The organism is Actinoallomurus soli, from assembly GCF_024055715.1.
Classification (GTDB): Bacteria; Actinomycetota; Actinomycetes; order Streptosporangiales; family Streptosporangiaceae; genus Actinoallomurus; species Actinoallomurus soli.
In genome coordinates this window covers 148,596-168,173 of the sequence record NZ_JAMXMV010000012.1, presented here as the reverse complement: position 1 = coordinate 168,173, position 19,578 = coordinate 148,596, and the positions used below count along the sequence as shown (strand labels likewise).

The 19,578-nt window shown below is 72.6% G+C and carries 14 protein-coding genes; 10 read left to right on the top strand and 4 right to left on the bottom strand.

Features of this window, described 5'->3' with window-relative positions; all coding sequences use genetic code 11:
• Positions 1-23: 23 nt before the first annotated feature.
• Positions 24-1,253 (bottom strand): MFS transporter, encoded by a 1,230-nt coding sequence (locus NDW01_RS27290; protein WP_252825474.1) that lies wholly within the window; start codon positions 1,251-1,253, stop codon positions 24-26.
• A 116-nt stretch (positions 1,254-1,369) separates the two neighbouring features.
• Between NDW01_RS27290 and NDW01_RS27285 the strand changes: the two genes are divergently transcribed.
• From NDW01_RS27285 to NDW01_RS27275, 3 genes are all read left to right on the top strand, one after another.
• Positions 1,370-2,095 (top strand): ArsR/SmtB family transcription factor, encoded by a 726-nt coding sequence (locus tag NDW01_RS27285; protein ID WP_252825471.1) that lies wholly within the window; start codon positions 1,370-1,372, stop codon positions 2,093-2,095.
• A 206-nt stretch (positions 2,096-2,301) separates the two neighbouring features.
• Positions 2,302-2,724 carry a MarR family winged helix-turn-helix transcriptional regulator gene (locus tag NDW01_RS27280; protein WP_252825465.1) on the top strand — a complete coding sequence of 141 codons (423 nt, stop codon included), beginning with the start codon at positions 2,302-2,304 and terminating at the stop codon, positions 2,722-2,724.
• 17 nt (positions 2,725-2,741) lie between these two features.
• Positions 2,742-3,971, top strand: coding sequence for an MFS transporter (locus NDW01_RS27275; RefSeq protein WP_252825463.1), 1,230 nt, complete (start codon positions 2,742-2,744; stop codon positions 3,969-3,971).
• 71 nt (positions 3,972-4,042) lie between these two features.
• On the opposite strand, the gene NDW01_RS27270 is transcribed toward NDW01_RS27275, so the two are convergent.
• Positions 4,043-4,930 (bottom strand): hypothetical protein, encoded by an 888-nt coding sequence (locus tag NDW01_RS27270; protein WP_252825461.1) that lies wholly within the window; start codon positions 4,928-4,930, stop codon positions 4,043-4,045.
• A 158-nt stretch (positions 4,931-5,088) separates the two neighbouring features.
• Between NDW01_RS27270 and NDW01_RS27265 the strand changes: the two genes are divergently transcribed.
• Entirely contained in the window at positions 5,089-6,036 is a 948-nt protein-coding gene (locus NDW01_RS27265; protein ID WP_252825459.1) for a 4-hydroxy-3-methylbut-2-enyl diphosphate reductase, read from the top strand.
• Here the strand turns inward: NDW01_RS27265 and NDW01_RS27260 are convergent.
• The gene (locus tag NDW01_RS27260; protein ID WP_252825457.1) at positions 6,033-6,584 is read right to left on the bottom strand and encodes a DUF6542 domain-containing protein; all 552 of its coding nucleotides are present in this window, start codon (positions 6,582-6,584) and stop codon (positions 6,033-6,035) included. The genes NDW01_RS27265 and NDW01_RS27260 overlap by 4 nt on opposite strands.
• Before the next feature lie 205 nt (positions 6,585-6,789).
• Complete coding sequence (locus NDW01_RS27255; protein ID WP_252777600.1) at positions 6,790-8,004, bottom strand: DNA recombination protein RmuC; 1,215 nt, start codon at positions 8,002-8,004, stop codon at positions 6,790-6,792.
• A 326-nt stretch (positions 8,005-8,330) separates the two neighbouring features.
• On the opposite strand from NDW01_RS27255, the gene ychF reads away from it, so the two are divergent.
• The 6 genes from ychF to NDW01_RS27225 all read left to right on the top strand — a co-directional run bounded on the left by ychF (position 8,331) and on the right by NDW01_RS27225 (position 19,573).
• A complete protein-coding gene (gene ychF / locus NDW01_RS27250) occupies positions 8,331-9,410 on the top strand; it encodes a redox-regulated ATPase YchF (RefSeq protein WP_252825455.1) in 1,080 nt (359 codons plus the stop codon).
• Positions 9,411-9,601: 191 nt separating this feature from the next.
• A complete protein-coding gene (locus NDW01_RS27245; protein ID WP_252825442.1) occupies positions 9,602-10,612 on the top strand; it encodes a conjugal transfer protein in 1,011 nt (336 codons plus the stop codon).
• Positions 10,613-10,685: 73 nt separating this feature from the next.
• Positions 10,686-10,958, top strand: a complete 273-nt coding sequence (locus tag NDW01_RS27240; protein ID WP_406566940.1) for a hypothetical protein — start codon at positions 10,686-10,688, stop codon at positions 10,956-10,958.
• Positions 10,959-11,019: 61 nt separating this feature from the next.
• Complete coding sequence (locus tag NDW01_RS27235; RefSeq protein WP_252825440.1) at positions 11,020-14,463, top strand: TcpE family conjugal transfer membrane protein; 3,444 nt, start codon at positions 11,020-11,022, stop codon at positions 14,461-14,463.
• Positions 14,464-14,663: 200 nt separating this feature from the next.
• Complete coding sequence (locus NDW01_RS27230; RefSeq protein ID WP_252825437.1) at positions 14,664-17,201, top strand: ATP-binding protein; 2,538 nt, start codon at positions 14,664-14,666, stop codon at positions 17,199-17,201.
• The gene (locus NDW01_RS27225) at positions 17,198-19,573 is read left to right on the top strand and encodes a type IV secretion system protein (protein ID WP_252825434.1); all 2,376 of its coding nucleotides are present in this window, start codon (positions 17,198-17,200) and stop codon (positions 19,571-19,573) included. The genes NDW01_RS27230 and NDW01_RS27225 overlap by 4 nt, the downstream gene beginning before the upstream one ends.
• Positions 19,574-19,578 lie beyond the last annotated feature (5 nt).

Sequence of the window (19,578 nt, the reverse complement as noted above, 5' to 3'; positions counted from 1 at the left end):
GGCGGGCCGGGCCGCCGAAGCCCTCAGCGGGTGCGGAGGGCGTGGCGGGCGAGCGGGGGCAGCGGGACGGCCACGGCCAGGAAGACGGCGGCCACGAGCAGCCAGCCGCCGGCGCCGAACGCGCCCAGCGCCGTGGTGAAGATCGCTGGTGCGGCGATCTGGACGGTCGCGGTGGCCGCCTCGCTCATCCCCTGGTAGGCGCCCTTGGCCTCCTCCCGCATCAGGGACACCGACAGTCCCCAGCCGGCGGCGACGTACCCCAGTTCGCCGGCGAGGTGGAACAGGGCCGCGGCGATCACGGCGGCGGCGGCCAGGAGACCTCCGCCGCCCGAGGTGGCGGCCAGGAGCACGCAGGCGACCGCGAGCGCGACGCCCGCCCATGAGCCGGTGCGGGCGGCGCTCGCGGTCGTCCGCGCCAGGCGGTTGGCGGGTAGCTGGAGGAGCGCGATCCCCACCGAGCTGATCACCACCACCGCGCCGCTCAGCGACAGCGGCAGCCGCGTCGAGTGCGAGATCCACAATGGCAGTCCGGTCGACAGCATCGCCCAGCACAGTGAGAGGACCGCCGATACGGCCATGACGGTGACGTACGGGCGGTCGGCGAGGGCGGTCCGGGCGTTCGAACCGGATCGCGGCGCGCGCTCGGAGCGCAGCGGCACGGCGGGCTCCGGAACGGCGGCCGTCATGGCGGCCAGTACCGCGAAGGTGGCCGCGTTGGCGGCGATGGCCAGGACGTACGCGCCGGGGCGGTCCACCGACTGGACGACGGCCCCGAGGCCGGCGCCGGCGGCGTAGCCGACGTGCTGGACCACCCGCTGCCGCCCCAGCGCCGCCAGCCGCGCGTCGTTGTCCCGCACCAGTGCCGCGACCAGGGCCGTCCGTACGGCGGTGCCGCCGTTGGAGAGCGCGACGAACACCACGGTGACCAGGACGAAGCCCCAGGCCGCGTGGACCAGCAGGTACGCGGCCATGGCGGCGCCGCGCACGGCGGTGACGGCGATGAGGATGACGCGAGGACTGAACCGGTCGGCCAGGGCGCCGAGGGGGACGGCCGCCGCCAGGCCCGCCCCGCCGGCGACGGCCATGCCGATGCCCACGATCGCCGGCGCGAGGTGGAGCACCCGGGTGAAGTACAGCGCCCAGATCGTGAACCACAGGCCGTCTCCCAGCGCGGAGATCCCCCGCCCCCACAGCAGGCGGCGCAGGCCGACGGCGACCGGCGCGGTGACTTCGGGCGATGCGACGGCGACCACGAGGTAACCACCTTTCACGAGATCGTTAATCGTGACCGTAGTGCCCGGAGATCGGGCGGGCAAGCACGATTCACGACTCGGTGTAAGTTGGATGTGGTCGAGAGGAAGGTGCCGCCATGGCCGGATGGCTGGACCCCGAGGATCCCGTCCTCGCCTCGGTGACCTCGCTCGCGCGGGAGCTGGCCGACCCCATCCGCCTCACCGTGCTGCAGGTCCTCGCGGCCGAGGGCTCGCACACCATGAGTCAGCTCGCCGACGCGCTCGGCGTGTCGGCGCCCCGGCTCGGCAACCACCTGGCGCGGCTGCGCACCGCCGGGCTCGTCACCGTGGAGCACTCCGGCCGGCACGCGACGTACCGCGTGGCCGAGGCGGGGATCGGCGAGGTCCTCGCCGCGCTGTCCCGCTTCGCGGGCGGCGGAGCCGCCGACACCCGCCCGCATCCCCGCGCCGAGGTGCACGGCCTCGCCCGTACCTGCTATGACCACGCGGCGGGTCGACTCGGGGTCGCGGTGTTCGCCACGCTGGTCGAGCGGGGAGCCCTCGTGCCGCCCGACGGGCGCACCGCCGAACTCGCCCTGGGGCCGGAGCGGTCCGTGTTCGCCGAGTTCGGCGTCGATCCGGACGCCGTACGCCCCGGGCGCCGCAAGCTGGCGACGGCCTGCCTGGACCGGATCCAGCGGCTCCCGCATCTCGGCGGCGCGCTGGGCAGGGAGATCCTCGACACCTTCGTGGAGCGCGGGCTGGTCGAGCCGCGGCCCGGCACCCGCGACCTCCAGGTGACGGAGCGCGGACTCCACGAGCTGCCGGCCCTCCTGCCGGGGTTCGCCGCGGCCGCCGAGTGACGGATCGCGGCCTCCGCGGGCCGCCCGCCTTCATCCTTCGCCCGACCTCCGTACGCCCCCGCCTCGTACGCCGCCCGGCCGGCCATCGGCCGCCCGGCGGGCCTGACGGCGCGGCGTCCTCCTCCTGGGGGAATGCCGGGGACGGGGAGGAGTGTTCTAATGCTTAGCCAGGCTAACTTAGACTGGCTAAGTAATGAGGAGGAGCGATGACCGACCCGCGGGCACTCGCCGAGCACATCAACCGTGGGCTTCGTGACCTCGTGCTCATGCTGCGGCGAGCGAGCCTCGGGCAGCCGATCACAACCCAGCAGATGGCCGTCCTGGGCTCACTGGAGGCCGGACCGCGCCGCATGTCCGACCTCGCGGCCGAGCACGGCGTCCGGCTGCCGACGATGACGCGGCAGATCGGGCGCCTCCTGCGGGACGGCCTGGTCGTCCGCGGCCGGAACGCCGACGACGCGCGGGTGGTCACCGTCGAGCTGACGCCCGCCGGCGCGGAGCGGCTGCTCCGGGCACGGGAACGGCGCATCGACCACCTCGCCGAACGACTGATGGCGCTGAGCGAGGACGAGCGGGAGGCCATCGAGGCCGCGCTGCCCGCGCTGGCCAAGCTCTTCGCCGACTCCTGAGGAGGAATCTCACCTCGATGGGCGCTACATCCCCCGACTCCCGTAAGACAGGAGGGCTCCTCCGCCAGCCGCTGTCCGTGTGGGCGACCGCCTTCGCCGCCGTCGTGGCGTTCATGGGCATCGGCCTGGTCGATCCCATCCTCCCGGCGATCGCGAAGGGCCTGGACGCGACGCCGAGCCAGGTCTCCCTGCTGTTCACCAGCTACTTCCTGATCACCGCGGTGGCCATGCTCGTCACCGGGTTCGTCTCCAGCCGCATCGGTGGCAAGAAGACCCTGCTCATCGGCCTGGCCCTGGTCGTCGTCTTCGCGGCGCTGTCCGGGACGTCCGGCTCGGTGGGCGAGCTCGTCGGCTTCCGGGCCGGCTGGGGCCTCGGCAACGCCATGTTCGTCGCCACGGCCCTCGCCGTCATCGTCGGCGCGGCCAGCGGCGGCGCCGAGTCGGCGATCATCCTGTACGAGGCGGCGCTCGGCCTCGGCATCTCCACCGGCCCCCTGCTCGGAGCGGTGCTCGGCGGCTGGCACTGGAGGTACCCGTTCTTCGGCACCGCGGCGCTGATGGCGATCGGCTTCGTCCTGATCGCCACTCTGCTCCGGAAGACCGCCGGGCCCGCGAGGAGGACCCGCCTGTCCGACCCGATCCGGGCGCTCGGCCACGGCGGCCTGTCGACGACGGCGTTCACCGCGCTGTTCTACAACTACGCGTTCTTCACGATCCTCGCCTTCACCCCGTTCGTCCTGCACATGGACGCGCACGGCATCGGCCTGGTCTTCTTCGCCTGGGGCGTGCTCCTGGCCCTGTGCTCGGTCTTCGTCGCCCCCGTGCTGCAGCGCAGGATGGGATCGGTCCGGGTCCTGTACCTCGCGCTCACGGTGCTGCTCGTCCTGCAGGTCGCGATAGCGCTGTCCGGGCACACCGGGATCATCGTCTTCGTCATCCTCACCGGCGTTCCGATCGGCATCAACAACACGGTCTTCACCGAGGCCGCCATGGAGGTCTCCGACGCGCCGCGCCCGGTCGCCTCCGCCGGGTACAACTTCGTCCGCTGGCTCGGCGGCGCCGTCGCGCCCTACATCGCCAGCAAGCTCGGTGAGCAGGTCGACCCGAGCCTGCCGTACTACACCGGCGCCCTCTGCTGCCTCGCCGGCATGGCGGTGCTCTACACGCGGCGGCGGCACCTCGAGTCACTGGACCGGGTGGACGTCGACCACACCTTCCAGGACGCCCCCACGCCCGCGCGGCACTGACCGCTCGAAGAACCGTACGGACCCCCGCGCCTGCGCGCGGGGGTCCGTACGGTGATCGCCCAGAGGCCGGGTCAGGCCTGGCCGCGCAGCTTGGCGATGCGGTTCTCGTACATGCGCAGGAACTCGGCGCGCGCCGCGTGCGCCCGCTCGTAGTCGCGCAGCTCGTTGACCTGGCGGGCGTTCAGGGTGCGCAGCCGGGCCCGTACGGAGGCGATGGTCGCGTGGTCGTAGTCGGCGATGGGCAGGTCCCGGCCGGCCGTCGTCGCGGCTTCCGCCTCCGGCGCGCCGGTGGCGGGGGTCTTCTTCTCCGCGGCCGGAGCCGGCGAAGACGCGGGAGCCTTCGCGGAGGCGGCCCCGCGCCTGGCCGGCGGCTTCCTGGTCGCCGGTGGCGTGGACTCCGTCGCGGTCGGCCCGGCCGCCGCGGCGCCCCCGGCGGCGCCGGCCCTCCGGCTCGGCCCGGCCGGCTTCGCCGCCTTCGTCTCGGCCGCCCCGGCCCGGCGGGTGGCCGTGTCCGAGGATGTGGCGGAGGTCGCGCCCTTCGCGCGGGACGGGGCGGTGGTCCGCCCCGTGGGCGGGGTGGTCGTGGAGCGCGTCGGCGGCTTCGGGCGCGCCGTCGCGGGGCGGGTACGGTCCGCCGCGGCCGCCGGCTTGCCGACGGCGATCTCCGGACCCTCCGTGGCCGTCGAGGCGCCCTCCTCGGCGCCCGTACGCCCGTCGGACGTGACCAGGCCGGTGACCTTGCCCACGACCCGGCCGGTCAGGTCCTCCGCGTCGTCGATCAGCCGGCCGAGCACCGGCGCCAGACCCGACTCCCGTGCCTCCTTGTAATCCCTGCGGACCCGGTCGGTGAGCAGGAGAGCCTGGCCGACGCCCATCACGGCGAGCCGTGCGGCATGGATGGGAAGCTCGCTGACGGTCTCCCGGACTTGGTCCTTAAGGCGGCGCGGCGAAGGTGTCATCGTTTGTTCAGCTCCCTCCAGCCTCGCGGATGCGGACTGGTCGGTATGACGATCTGTCATCCACCACTCTGCCCTACGTCACGGCACCCTTCACGCGCCGTGGCCGGGTTTTTCTCCGCCCGAAACAGGCGCACCCCGATCACACCTACCATGGACACATGACTCGTCGGGTTCTTCTGGCCAAGCCGCGCGGCTACTGCGCGGGTGTGGATCGCGCCGTGCAGACGGTCGAGCTCGCGCTCGAGCGCTACGGCGCGCCCATCTACGTCCGCAAGCAGATCGTGCACAACGTTCACGTGGTGAAGACCCTCGAAGAACGAGGCGCCGTCTTCGTCGAGGAGACCGAGGAGGTGCCACAGGGCGCGATCGTCGTGTTCTCCGCGCACGGGGTGGCCCCGGTCGTGCACGACGAGGCCGCCGGACGGAGCCTCCGTACGATCGACGCGACCTGCCCGCTGGTCACCAAGGTGCACAAGGAGGCCAGGCGCTTCGCGGCCGACGACTACGACATCCTCCTGATCGGCCATGACGGCCACGAGGAGGTCATCGGGACGAGCGGCGAGGCGCCGGAGCACATCCAGCTCGTCGACGGCCCCGACGACGTCGCGAACATCGAGGTGCGCGACCCGGAGAAGGTCGTCTGGCTCTCCCAGACGACTCTGTCGGTCGACGAGACCAACGCCACCGTCGAGGCTCTCCGCACGCGGTTCCCCAAGCTCGTCGACCCGCCCTCGGACGACATCTGCTACGCCACCCAGAACCGCCAGGTGGCGGTGAAGGAGATCGCCGCGGAGTCGCAGCTGGTGATCGTGGTCGGGTCGCAGAACTCCTCCAACTCCAAGCGTCTCGTGGAGGTGGCCAAGGACCACGGCGCCCGGGCCGCGTACCTCGTCGACTACGCCGAGCAGATCGATCCCGCCTGGCTCGAAGGCGTCGACACGGTGGGCCTCACCAGTGGCGCGTCCGTGCCGGAGGAGCTGATCCAGGGCGTGCTCGCCCGCCTCGCCGAGTACGGCTTCGACGCCGTCGAGGAGGTCGAGTCGGTGCGCGAGCGGATGGTCTTCGCGCTCCCGCACGAACTCCGCCGCGACCTGCGGTCGGCCTAGTCCGGGTCTCGGTCCTCGGCCGGGTCCGCGGACTCGGCCGACGGGGCCTTGGCGGCCGGGGGCCGTCCGGGGCTCTCGTCCCACCGGACCGGGTCCTCGTCCTCGGTCTTCCGGCCGCGTCCGCGGTCGCGCAGCGAGGTGCGCCCGCGGAACGGATTGTCGGCCGCCACCCGGGTGCGCAGCTCCCGCAGGTTGGCGGGCAGGCCCCGGGGCACGGCGATCAGCACGACGAGCACCGCGCCCAGGAACAACCACGGCACGCTCGACGTGAGCTTCGCCGCCACGGTCACGGCGACGCTCACCAGGAAGGACTTCTCCCCGAGCGAGCCGGTGACCGCCGACAGCAGGCTCACCAGGAAGAACAGCAACGGCGGGGTCACGACGAGCGTGAGCAGGTCCGTGCGCCGGGTCGCCGACACCGCCAGCAGGCACCCCGCGACGAACAGCACGCCCTGCGCCGACCGGATCCCGAACAGCCCGCCGGCGACCGCGCCGAGGAGCGTGCACGCGAACACCACGACCGCGCCGCCCCGGCCCGTCAGCGTCACGGCCGAACGGGCCCGTGAGCGCCCCGCCGGAGACGCGGGCGGACGCCGCTTCTCCCGACCTCGCGGAGCGGGGACCGTCTCGGGGTCCCCGCGCGTGTCCGTTGCCACCAGCCCGCCCCAGAGTCGACAGTGCCTTGCTCCACGGTAGCCCGTTCGGCACGCCGCGTCTCGCGACACGACGCGACACGGCGAGAGCGACGCGACCTCAGGGCAGCAGGCGGATCTGGCGGTCCTGCTCGGCGTCGTCGGCGAGTTCGGCGGCGGACGGGGAACGGGCCGGCTCCTCGACCGGCGTCGGGGGGTCGAGTTCGGCGTCGGTCACGCCCAGCTCGTTGAGTCGGCGGGCGGTCACCAGGACCCGGCTCTCCAGCGACCCGATCGTGCGGTTGTAGGCCACGACGGCGTTGGTCAGGGACTTGCCGAGCTGGTCGACGTGGCGGCCGAGCGTCCCGAGCCGGTCGTACAGGTCCCGGCCCAGCTCGAACACCGCCCGGGCGTTCTCCGACAGCGCCTGCTGCTGCCAGGCGTAGTGCGCCGTGCGCAGCATGCTGATGAGCGTCGTGGGCGTGGCGATGTGCACGCGGCGGCGCATCGCGTACTCCAGCAGACCGGGATCCCGGTCCAGGGCGGGCGCCAGGAACGCCTCGCCCGGGACGAACAGCACCACGAACTCCGGGGCCGGGCTGAAGGACTGCCAGTACGACTTGGCCGCCAAGCGGTCCACGTGCTCGCGCAGATGCCGGGCGTGCGCGTCCAGCCGGGCCTCCCACACCCCCGGCCCGTCCGCTCCGGCGGCGTCGAGATACGCGGCCAGGGAGACCTTGGAGTCCACGACGATGTTCTTGCCGCCCGCCAGCCGTACGACCAGGTCCGGACGGAGCCCGTTGCCCGCGGTGGCCTGCTCGTCGAAGTCGCAGTGCCGGGTCATGCCGGAGATCTCCACGACGCGGCGCAGCTGGAGCTCCCCCCACCGCCCGCGTGCCTCGGGCCGCTGCAGCGCCCGTACGAGCGTCTGCGTCTCCTGGCGGAGCTGGTCGGAGCTCTGCCGTACGAACTCCACCTGCTTGGCCAGCATGGCGTGGGACTCCCGCCGCCCGGTCTCGACCTCGCGCAGCTGTTCCTCGACCTTGCTGAGCGTGTCCCGGAGCGGGGCGATGCGCTTGTCCAGTTCCCCGGCGGCCTCGGCGTTGGCGGTGGCCAGGCGGCTGCCGGCCAGCTCGAGGAAGCGCTGGTTGCTCGCGTCGAGCGCCTGCGCCGACAGGGACTGGAACCGCTCCGCCATCCCCTGCTCGACGTAGGCGAGCTTCTCCTCGGCCGCCTTCGCCCGCGCGGTCACCACGGCGGTACGGCTCTGGGCCCAGGCGATGCCGAGCGCGGCGCCCACGACCAGACCGATCACGAGCCCGAGGAGAACGTCCATGTCCGCATCGTGACAAAGCAGCACGAGAAAGTCGGCCCGACGCGCGGACGAGCCGCCACCCCGGCCCCGGCACGGACCGGGGAGGTGGCCTGTACGGACCGGCGGCGCGGACTCCGCGGACCGGCGACGCGGCTCGTGCGGGCCGAGCATGCGGCTCTACGGGCGGGGCGCGAGCCGTACGGTCCGCTCGCAGGGGCCGTCGGGGGAGTCGGTGCGGAGGAGCCGCCGCCGGGCCGCGGCGCGGCGAGGAGGCGGCGCGTACGGCCCGCTCACAGGGGCCTCTGCGCCGCACGGGCGGTCCCGGCGGGCCCGTAGACTCTGCGTCCGTGAGCCTGTCCATCGGAATCGTCGGGCTGCCCAACGTGGGCAAGTCGACGCTGTTCAACGCGCTGACCAAGAACACCGCTCTCGCGGCGAACTACCCGTTCGCGACGATCGAGCCGAACGTCGGTGTCGTGGCCGTGCCCGACCCTCGTCTCGACGAGCTGGCCAGGCTGTACGACTCCGCCAAGATCGTGCACGCGACCATGCAGTTCGTCGACATCGCCGGCATCGTGAAGGGCGCGTCCGAGGGGCAGGGGCTCGGCAACCAGTTCCTGGCGAACATCCGCGAGACCGACGCGATCTGCCAGGTCATCCGGGTGTTCGACGACCCGGACGTCACGCACGTCGACGGCGACGTCGCCCCGCCCCGCGACATCGAGACGATCAACACCGAGCTGATCCTCGCCGACCTCCAGACGCTCGAGAAGGCCCTGCCGCGTCTGGAGAAGGAGGCGCGGACGACCAAGGACCGCGACAAGCTCGCGGTCGTCGAGGCGGCCAAGGCGGCCCAGAAGATCCTCAACGACGGTGTGACACTCTATGCCTCGGGCATCGACCCGGCGCCGCTGCGCGAGCTGCATCTGCTGACCGCCAAGCCGTTCCTGTACGTCTTCAACGTGGACGAGGACGAGCTCGGCGACGAGGCGCTCCGCGCCCGCCTGCAGGAGCTGGTCGCCCCGGCCGAGGCCATCTTCCTGGACGCCAAGATCGAATCCGAGCTGATCGAGCTGCCCGACGAGGAGGCGCTGGAGCTCCTGCAGTCCACCGGACAGGAGGAGCCCGGTCTGCTGCAGCTGGTCCGCGTCGGCTTCGACACGCTGGGCCTGCAGACCTTCCTCACCGCCGGGCCCAAGGAGGCCCGGGCCTGGACGATCCGCAAGGGCGCCACCGCCCCGGAGGCCGCGGGTGTGATCCACACCGACTTCCAGAAGGGCTTCATCAAGGCCGAGATCGTGTCGTACGAGGACCTGGTGGCCGAGGGCTCGGTCGCCGCCGCCCGTTCGGCCGGAAAGGCCAGGATGGAGGGCAAAGAGTACGTCATGCAGGACGGCGACGTGGTGGAGTTCCGCTTCAACGTCTAGCAGGGCAGACGAACCTCGCTGTCCGGTAATGCTCCACCGGCTACCGAGATGTCCACAACCGCGCGGCGGGACTGTGCATCCTCGCTCGAGACTGGAACAATTGACCGCCGTGGTTAAGGTGGTAAACCGAACTCGACCAGACGGATAGACGGCGCGCCGATCCCGGCCGGGAAGGCGCGAGCGGAGGCATGATGGCTCGCAGGTCGTCCGGCGTTGTAGACGCCGGTGCGTCCGGTTACCCGCCGGGCGGATTCTCGTCCGGCGACCCTTGGGACACCCCGGACGAGAAGGGACGCCGCGGCAAACGCCGTGGCGGCTCCGGCGGTGGTGGCGGTGACCGCCGTGGTTGGGGCGGTTCCGGCGGCCGCTGGTTCATCTATGTCGGACGGGTCATTCTCTGGGCCTTCCTCATCGTCGTGCTGGTCAACGGCGTCCGCGCGCCCTTCGAGCGGTTCACCGAGGACCGGTCCAACACGTCCACGACCGGCGAGACGACGGCGCCGAAGTTCCCGGAGACGGCGGCCTCGGCCTACGCGCTGTCATTCGCCGAGGTCTATCTGAATTACGACCAGGCCACGGCCCAGGACCGGCAGAAGCAACTCGCCCAGTTCATCTCCGGTGGGATCGATCCGCAGCTGGGCTGGGACGGCACCGGCAAATCGGTGCTGCAGTCCGCTCACGTCGCGTCGGTGCGCGCGGACGATGCCGAGCACGGCGTCGTGACCCTCCTCGCACGGGCGAACAACCGGCTCTTCCAGTTGGCCGTTCCGGTCTACGCGAAGGACGGGGCGATGGCGATCACCGGCCGCCCCGCCACGCTGCCGCCGCCCGCGACCGCGTCGGTCCCGCCAGCCGCCCAGGACCGCGACTCCTCGCTGGAGAACGACCTCCAGCAACCGCTGACGGACTTCTTCAAGGCGTACGCGGTCAGTGACGCCGGTTCCCTCCAGCGGTACTCCGACCCGCCCGTCACCGGGCTGGGCAACAGCGTCGCGTTCGGCCAGCTGAAGGACATCACCGCCCCGCGTGGCGACGCCGCCTCCCGGACCGTCTTCGCGACGGTCGTCTGGCAGATCCCCGCCGGGCAGCCGAAGACGTCGGGTGGCACGCTCGAGCAGACCTACCAGCTCGCAATGGTGAAGAAGGGCGCATATTGGTTCGTCAGGGACATTCAAGGTTCCACACTTCCGGCCGGTTCGTGAGGTCCCGGCCGGGCCGTCCCGAACGCTACGATTCACTCCCCGACCAAGGAAGGCCAGCCCGATGATGCAACACATGCTGGCGATGCTGCCGCATCATGTGGAGGCGGCGCCTGCCAACGGCCTGGACACCGACAATCTCGCCAAATGGCTGCGCGACATCTTCGGGCCGTTGTTCCTGGTCGTCGTCTCCATCGTCGCGATCTTCTTCCTGTTCACGCGGGAGATCACGCGCTTCGTGCAATTCATCCTGCTGGCGATCGGCATTGGAGTCATCTTCTACGTCCCCAACATCATCGAGACGACGGCCAAGGCGATCGCGACGGCCCTTGGCATCAAAACGACCTGAGCATGGCCGGGGTCATCCTGGTCTAGTCATGGCTGGTCTCAATTAGGGGAGTGGGGCCCGGGTGGATCTGCCTACGTACACCAATATCTGGCGCATCGAGAAGCGGCTGTACAAGCTCTACGATCTACGGCTTCCGATGCCGCTGCCGTTGGTGCAGATCGGGGTGTTCGTCGGTGTCTTCCTGCCGTGGATCATCCTGCTCCAGGTGGCGGGCCTGCCGTTCCACGCGCCCTGGCACGTCGTCTACCTGGTCCCGCCGGGCGTGCTCACCTGGTTGGCCACCCGGCCCGTCATCGAGGGCAAACGCCTCACCGAGCTGCTGATCTCCCAGGTCCGCTACCTCACCGAGGCACGCACCTGGGCACGCCTCACGCCGATCCGGGAGCCCGGCGAGGTCGCGATCGTCGGGCGCGTGTGGCGGCGAGGCCACCTGGCGGGCGACCGGATGCACGTCGCGCGGACCGTGGAGGAACCCGCCGAGCTCGCCCCCGCTCCCGAGCGCGCCGCGGCCCCGGCCGCGGCCGCGCCGCCGTTCCTCGAGTACGCCGGAACCGGCGCCGACCAGGCGCCCTCCGGCGCGGCCCGCCGACCCGCGACCGCGCAGCGTCCGCCGGCGCCGAGCCTGCAGCCGACACCCCACGACGGCACCGGCGTCGTGCCGTCACCCGAGTCCGGCGCACGACGTCTCACGGCGCCCCGCGTGGAGCCGACCCGGCCGCAGCAGGTGCGCCCCGAGACCTCCTCACGGCCTGACGCGCCACGGCCGGCCCGTCCCCAGCCGACGGCCCCCCAGTCCGTCCCCGGCCTCCCCGCGGCCTCCGAGCCGCCGGCGAAACCGAGCACGCCCGCCGTGCCCGCCACCCCGGCCCGGCCCGGTCTGCCCGCCAGGCCGGGCATCCCGGCGGTCCCTGCCGTACCCGCGATGCCCGCCGCACGGGACACCGGCCCGGAGACGCCCGACGGCGAGACCGCGGATCGGCGCGTCGCCGAGCGCGGACGGCCCGCCCAGAACCGGCCCGACACCGCACTCCCCGCGCAGGGCCGCGAGGGTGACGCGTCGCGCCGGCCGGCGCGGCAGCGCAACATCTCGCACGAACCGGAGGCCCCCGCCGCGACCTCCCGGCCGGTCCCGCCAACGCTGGGACGGCCATCGGAGGTGCCCGCGACCAAGCCCCGCCGACCGGACACGCCGGGCCGTTCGGAGACGCCGGGTGGTCCGGAGGCTCCGAGCCGTCCGGAGACGCCGGGCCGCCCGGAAATGCCGGGTCGTCCGGAGACGCCCGTGGGCTCGGAGATGGCCGCCCGCCCGGACGCGCCCGCGACGCCGGCGGTGTCAGGCCCTCCAGGCCCCCTCGGCAGGCACGCGGCTCCCGCTCAGCCCGTCACGCATCCCGACGCCTGGTCCGCCCCCGCTTCCGGACGAGAAGGCACCGAGTGGCCGGACCGCACCACCCCCGCCGAGCGACCGGCCGCCGAGCCACCGGCTGCTCGACCCCCCTCGACGCATCCCGCGCCGGCTCGCCCTGCGTCGGCTGAGCCACCGGCTGGTCGGCCCGCGTCGGCTCAGCCGCCCGCTGCTCGGCCGGCGGCCACCGGCGGTTCCGCCGATCCGGGGGAGAACGGCCGGCCGGATCGGCCGGCAGGTCCGCGGCGGGCCGATGAAGGCCCGTTCCCCGCGACGGTGATCCCGCTGCCGCACGGGCGGCACGCCAAACCGGCCGGGGGCTCCCCGGCCGCGCGCTCCGCCGAGCCGCAGACCGAGAACGAGGGTTCGGCTGCCGCCGCCGGACGGCCGCCGGCCGAGGCCGCGCCCGAACGCGAGACCGAGGCTCCGGATGCGGTGACCGCCGAGACGACGGCTTCCGAAACGACGGCTTCCGAAACGACGGCACCCGAGGCGGCGGCTTCGGGTGTGGCGGCCGGCCGTCCCCCGGCGGACCGCGCTCCGGCGGCCGACCGGGACGCGGCAGAGCCGGGTGACGACGAAGAGTCGATCGCCAACGCCCGCACCGACCAGATCGTGTGGCCGTCCCCGTCGCGGCGTGCCCCGGCTCCGCGACCGGACGCCGGTTCCGCCGCACCGCGCGAGGCGTCCTCCGGCCGCCCGGACCGGCCCGCCGCGCCCGTCCGAGGCCGCTCCCACGATGAGGAGTCCGCGCCTTCGCACGAGACGCGGCCGGCCGCCGCCCGTGATTCGGCACCCCCGGCTCCGAGCTGGACCCCGCCGGCGCCCGGTCGCCCGGCCACGCCGCCCGCCTCCGGCCGTCCGGCGATGCCCCCCGTCCCCGGGCGACCGGCGACGCCGTCCCTGCCCCCGCGCGCCCCGGCGGCCGGGCATCCGTCGTCACCCACCACACCACCGCGGACCGGCTCGCCCCAGACCCCCGACGAGTCGCCGGCTCAGCCGCCCCGGACGCAGCCGACGAGGCCCGCGCATGTGCCGGCCGCCCGGCAGGCCCGGCCACCGGCGGTGTCCCGGCCACCGGCAGTGCCCAGGCCGGGGGCGGAGCAGTCCTGGCAGGGCCGGCCGGAGGCCGCCGCCGCGCCGCCGGAGTCTCCGGCGCGCGCCGTTCGCTCCGGTCCGGCCTCACCCGTACGGCCCGGACCGATGCCCCAGGTGACCCACGAGGACGAGGGACGCGGCGACGACGGTCGCGGCCGCAGGCGCATCTTCACGGGCGGCGGCGGCGGCGGCAACGGCGACGGCGACTACGAACAGCGCGTACGGACCGCCTTCGCGGGCGCCCGGCGCGTCGTCGTGCTCGGCTGCACCGGCGGTGCCGGGCAGACGGTGACCGCGCTCATGCTCGGGCACACCTTCGCCCAGCACCGCGGTGACCGGATCGTCGCGGTCGACGTGAACCCCGGCCCCGGCGCCATGGCCCGGCGCACCCGGACCGAGACGCGGGAGACGCTCACCTCGCTGATCGCCCATGCCGAGCAGGTCTCCGGCTACCAGATGATGCGCCGGTACACCTCCATCTCCAAGTCCGGGCTGGAGGTCGTGGCAGCCGGTAAGAACCCCGTCCAGGCGCTCGACGACCGGGACTACGCGCTCGCGATGCGGACCCTCGACCGGTTCTACTCGATCACGCTGCTGGACGCCGCGGCCGCCGTGGTCGCCCGGGTCCTGCCGTACGCCGATCAGATCGTGCTGGTCGCGCCGGCGAGTTCGGACGCGCCGCGGGCGGTGGCGATGACCTTCGAGTGGCTGGACGGCCACGGCTACGAGGATCTGCGCTCCCGGGCCGTCACCGTGATCAACGGGGTGAGCCGCCGCAGCATGGACGACGTCGAGCAGGCCGAGTCGGTCGCCAGGGGACGCTGCCGCGCGCTCGTGCGCATCCCCTGGGACGACCACCTCAGCCTCGACCGTGCACCCCGCAATGAGCTGCGTTCGCTGCGGGCCCCGACCCGCAAGGCGTACATCGCGCTCGGCGGGGTCGTCGCGGGCGGTCTCGTGCAGACGCCGGGGCGCTACCCGCAGCAGGAGGTCTCCCGATGAGCCGGCGCCGCCCGGCGTACGCCCGTCCGGCGTGCGCCCGCCTGGAACGGCGCGCCGATCGGTCCGGCGTGGTTCTCCGCACCGGCGTGCCCGGCGTACCGCGCCCGCCGGACGGCGGCTCCGGGACGGCGGCCGTCTCTTCGGCGGGCGCTGGCCGGGCAGTGCGTGATCATGTGTTCAGTAAGAACGAGGAGTAACCGATGAGCAGGGCGTCCAAGGCCCGCAGCCGGCTGGCCGTACGGTATTTCGACGATCGGATCCTCCTCACCGACAACGCGGCGTGGGCGTACTTCCGGCTGCCGACCGTCTCGTACGAGTTCACGACGAACGAAGAGCGCGAGGCGCTCGCCACCAACATCACCATCGCGATGGCCGGCATCCGCATGCAGGACGCCGAGATCCACCTGCGGATCGCCCACCGTACGTATCCGGCTGCGGAGTGGGCGCTCGCCCTCGACGAGACCTCGGACGGGGGGCCGGGCTGGCGTGAGTACCTCGAGGAGATGTACGCGCACGTCTGGTCCAAGGACTTCTGGACCAAGGAGGTCTACCTCGGCGTGCGCCTCGGTCAGCGCGGCGTGGGCGCTCAGCTGTCCGGGGGCGCCTTCAAGCAGCTGTTCGGCCTGTACAAGCGCAGCGAGGAGGTCCTCGGGCTGCACGACGAGGCGATTCCGGAGAAGGAGATCACGCGCTGGACCGAGCAGGCCGAGCGGCTCGGCCGCTCCCTCGGCGGCAGCGCCCTGTACGCCCGGCACGCGTCGTCGACGGAGATCGCCTGGCTGTTCCAGCACGCGGCCAGCGGCGCCCTGACCGACCCGCCGCCCTCGGCCACCCCGCGCCGCACCTGGGGCGCCGGCGAGATCGAGAGCCTCGTCGAGGGCACGATCGTCAACGGCCGGTCCAACCTCCGGATGGAGCAGCCGGACGGCTCGTCGTACGTCGCGTACCTGTCGTTCGCCCGATTCCCGGACCTGATGCCGTTCCCGGACGGTGAGCCGTGGATGCACTTCGCCGACGCCCTGCCCTTCCCGGTGGAGGTGTCGGCGCGGATGAAGCTCGTTCCGCCGGCCAAGGCGTCCAAGGACGTCTCCCGTAAGCTCGCCCACGCCCGCGACATGGACCAGCACATCCGTGAGGCGGGCGCCGAGGCGCCCATCGCGCTCGCCGAGCAGATCGACGCCGCCCGCATGCTGGAGCACGGCATCACCAAGGAGCGGCTGCCCTTCGTCTACGGCTGGCACCGGCTCATCGTGTCCGCCCCGACCGAGGAGCTCCTGCAGCAGCGCGTCGACGCGGTCGTCGAGCACTACCGCGACCTCGGCATCGACATCGTCTGCTCGACCGGCGACCAGTTCTCGCTGTTCTGCGAGTCGCTGCCCGGCGACCGGATCCGTGTCAACGCGTACGCCCAGCGGCAGCCGCTGCGGACGATCGCCGGCGGCATGCCCACCGCGACCGTCGACCTCGGTGACCGGCGGGACGACACCTCCTCCGGCTGGGTCGGCCCGTACATCGGGGAGACGCTCGGCCGCGCCCGGTCCATCGTGCACTTCGACCCGCTCGTCGCCGCCGCGCGCAACCGCCCCACCGCGGTCGCGATCACCGGTGAGCCCGGCGGTGGCAAGACGACCCTGGCGCTGCTGCTGCTGTACCAGATGGCGCTGCGCGGGGTCACGATCGCCGCCATCGACCCGAAGGGCGACGCCGAGTCCCTCGTCGAACTGCTGCGCCGGCGCGGCCGCCGCGCCCGCGTGCTGCCGCTGGGGTCCGCCGCACCCGGCCTCCTCGACCCCTTCAGCTTCGGCGACGACCTCGCGGCCAAGAAGACCATGGCGACGGAGACGCTCCGCCTGCTGCTGCCGCGCATGTCCGAGGAGCGCGAGTCCGCCATGATCCAGGCGGTCGGCGCGGTCGCCAACCAGCCGCAGCCCTCACTCGGCAAGGTCGTCGACTACCTCGACGCGTCGGACGACCCGGCGTCGAAGAACCTCGGCGCGGTGCTGCGCTCGATGTCGGAGATGCGCCTCGCCCGCCTGTGCTTCGACCCGTCCGGCGGTGAGCGGATCGACACCGCGGGCTGGACGACGGTCTTCACGCTCGGCGGCCTGACCCTGCCGGACGTCGCCATCAACCGCGAGGACTACTCGTACGAGCAGCGGCTCTCGGTCGCCCTGATGTACCTCGTGTCGCAGTTCGCCCGCCGTCTGATGCACGGCCTCGACCGCCATCTGCCGAAGACGATCTTCCTCGACGAGGCATGGGCGATCACGCAGACCCCCGAGGGCGCCAAGCTCATACCGGAGGTCTCCCGGATGGGCCGTTCCCGTAACACCGCCCTGATCCTCGTCTCGCAGAACGCCGGCGACCTCCTGAACGAGCAGGTGACGAACTGCCTCTCGTCCGTCTACTCGTTCCGTTCGACCGAGCGCAACGAGGTCGGCAACGTGATGGCCCTCCTCGGGGTCGAGAACTCCGACGAGCACCGCGCCGTGCTGCGCAACCTCGGCAACGGCGAGTGCATCTTCCGCGACCTCGACGGCCGCGCCGGCCGGATCGGCGTGGACCTCGTCTCCGAGGAGCTCCTCCGCTGGCTCGACACCAACCCGACACGCTCCAAGCCCGGCGAAATGAGTGCGGGCCAGGCGCCGGACCCGCATAGTGGGAACGAGCGACCATCCCGTCCCTCCACCGCCCCCCGCGACCCCGCCACAGAGGTCACCCAGGAGGTCCCCCGATGAGGGTGTCAGGCGTCCGCCACCGCCGACGACGACAACCGGCGAACCGCACTCCACGGGGGAAACGCCGGTCGCTCCTCGTCCTCATGCTCATGGCGGTGTTCATCCTCAGCCCGGTGGGCATCGCGGGTGCTGATCCCATTGGTCCCAACCCCAGTGACGCCTGCGCGCCTGCCGATCATCCGGCTCCGGAGCAGTACGGTTCGGGCATCGACGGCATGGTCAAGCCGCCGAACTACCCGAGCGACCAGCTGAAGAAGACGGCGAAGGACGCGCCGGATCAGCTCACGTACTACGACCGGTACGGCACGCGCGGTCAGTCGTGGCACGCGGTGGACATGGGCTGTTCCGACATGCCCGCGATGATCGGCAACAACATCGCGAACACCGTCTTCGTCTTCGCGCAGGCCATCGACCGGACGACGATCACCATCTACCAGGCGGCGGCGTCCGAGTCGCTCCTCGGATGGCTGAAGAAGACGGTCGACGGCGTCATCCGGGGGATGGGGAACACCTTCGGCGCCAAGTACTGGTCGTGGGTGGTCATCCTCGGCGCCCTGTGGCTGGCCTGGTGGGGGCTGATCCGCCGGCGGGCCAGCCGGGTCGCGGAAGGCACCATCTGGATGGTGCTGGCGATGGTCGCGCTGATCTGGTTGATCGGCCGACCCGGCGACTTCACGACGCTGGGCACGAAGGTCTCCAACGGGGCGACCGCGGCCTTCAACGCGGCTCTTCCACAGAGCGACGCCGACAGCACGACGTGCATCCCGCAGAAGGAGGGGAAGCCGCCGCAGCCGGTCACGAACGACGCCGTCACCCGTAACGCCAACGGTCTCTGGGTGACGCTCGTCTGCAAACCCTGGCTGATGGGCGAGTTCGGGACCGACGACCCGAAGGCCAAGATCGTCCAGGACAACGCGGCCACGCTCCTGGCCTCCCAGGCGGTCGATCTCTCCGAGAGCACGAATGGGCAGAAGGTCGATCTCGGGAAGAAGGCCGACACCTACAAGGGCGTGACCAAGAACATCAAGGACAACTATCCCGGCGCGTACTCCCTGTTCCAGGGCAAGGACTGGCAGTCGCGTCTGGCGGTCGGCTTCGGCGCCCTGCTCGCGGCCCTGGTCGCGGGCCTGCTCGTGCTGATCGTCTCGGTGATGCTGATCATCCTGAAGATCTCCTTCCTGCTGCTGCTCGTCGCGGGGCCGATCTTCCTGGGCATCGGCATCCATCCGGGCATCGGCCGCGTCATCGCGGTCCGCTGGTTCGAGCTGCTTCTGTCGACCCTGTTGAAGCAGGCGGCGTTGATCGGAGTGCTGGCGCTCCTGCTGTGGTGCTACGGCCTGGTCATGGCCGAGAGCCTGCCGTGGGGCCTGCAGATCCTGCTGATCTCCCTCGTCACGCTGGCGGCCTTCGTCTACCGGAAACCGTTCCAGCACCTGTTCGCGGCGGTCGGCTACTCCGCCGTCGGCTCCCGCAAGGGCGAGCAGGAGGTCGACATGGCGGTCCGGGAGACGCGGAAGCGGACGACCGCGATCGCGACCGCCGCCATCCCCGGTGCCGCGGGTTACCGGCTCGGCCGCTGGGGCGGCAAGCGCGACTCCGGTGCTCTGGCCGGCGCTCCGACCCTCAGGGGGGACGACGCGGCCGACTTCGAGACGGCGGGCCGCGAAGTGGTCGGCGCCTCCGACCGGCGTGGACGCGCCGCGCAACTCGCGGCGAAGGCGGCCGGGGCGGCGCGGGGCAGCGCCCCTCCGCTGAACCTGTCGCCTCGCGCGCAGGCCGCGGCGCCGGCCGCGCGGGCGAACGGCGGTGGCCTGTGGAGCCCGCGTCCGTCCGGATCGGGCGGCACGGCCCGCCCGCCGGCTCCTCGGGCGCCGCTCGACGCACCCTCGCGTGAGGAACACCGGCCGAGTGCCGCCGGAGGCGGCGCGCGACCGCCTTCCGCGCCCACCGGACCCAGCTGGGGCGCCGGCGGCAAGACGAGCGAGGGCCAGGGATCCGGCACCCGCACACCGCCTCGCCGGCCGGCCGGTGGCGGTGAGAGCGGAGGCCGCGGCCGTACGGGCGGCGGCGAGAAGGGCGGCGCTGCCACCGGCGGCGGTGGCTCCGGCGGCGGCCGGAGCTGGTTCGGCGGCGGATCAGGTGGCCGTACGACTCCGCGACCCGACGCGGGCGGTTCGAAGAAGAGCCCTGCGGCACGCGGAGGAGCCTCGGGAGCGAGGCCCGACCCCGCGTCCCCGGCCAGAAGGCGCGAGGAGACCCGCTCGGAGGGCAAGGCGCCGCCGCCGCTGTGGTCGGACAAGTCACGCCAGGACGGTCCGGCCATGCCGTTCTGGCTGCGCCCGGTCAAGCGCGAAGAGAGCGACGAGCAATGAGGGGC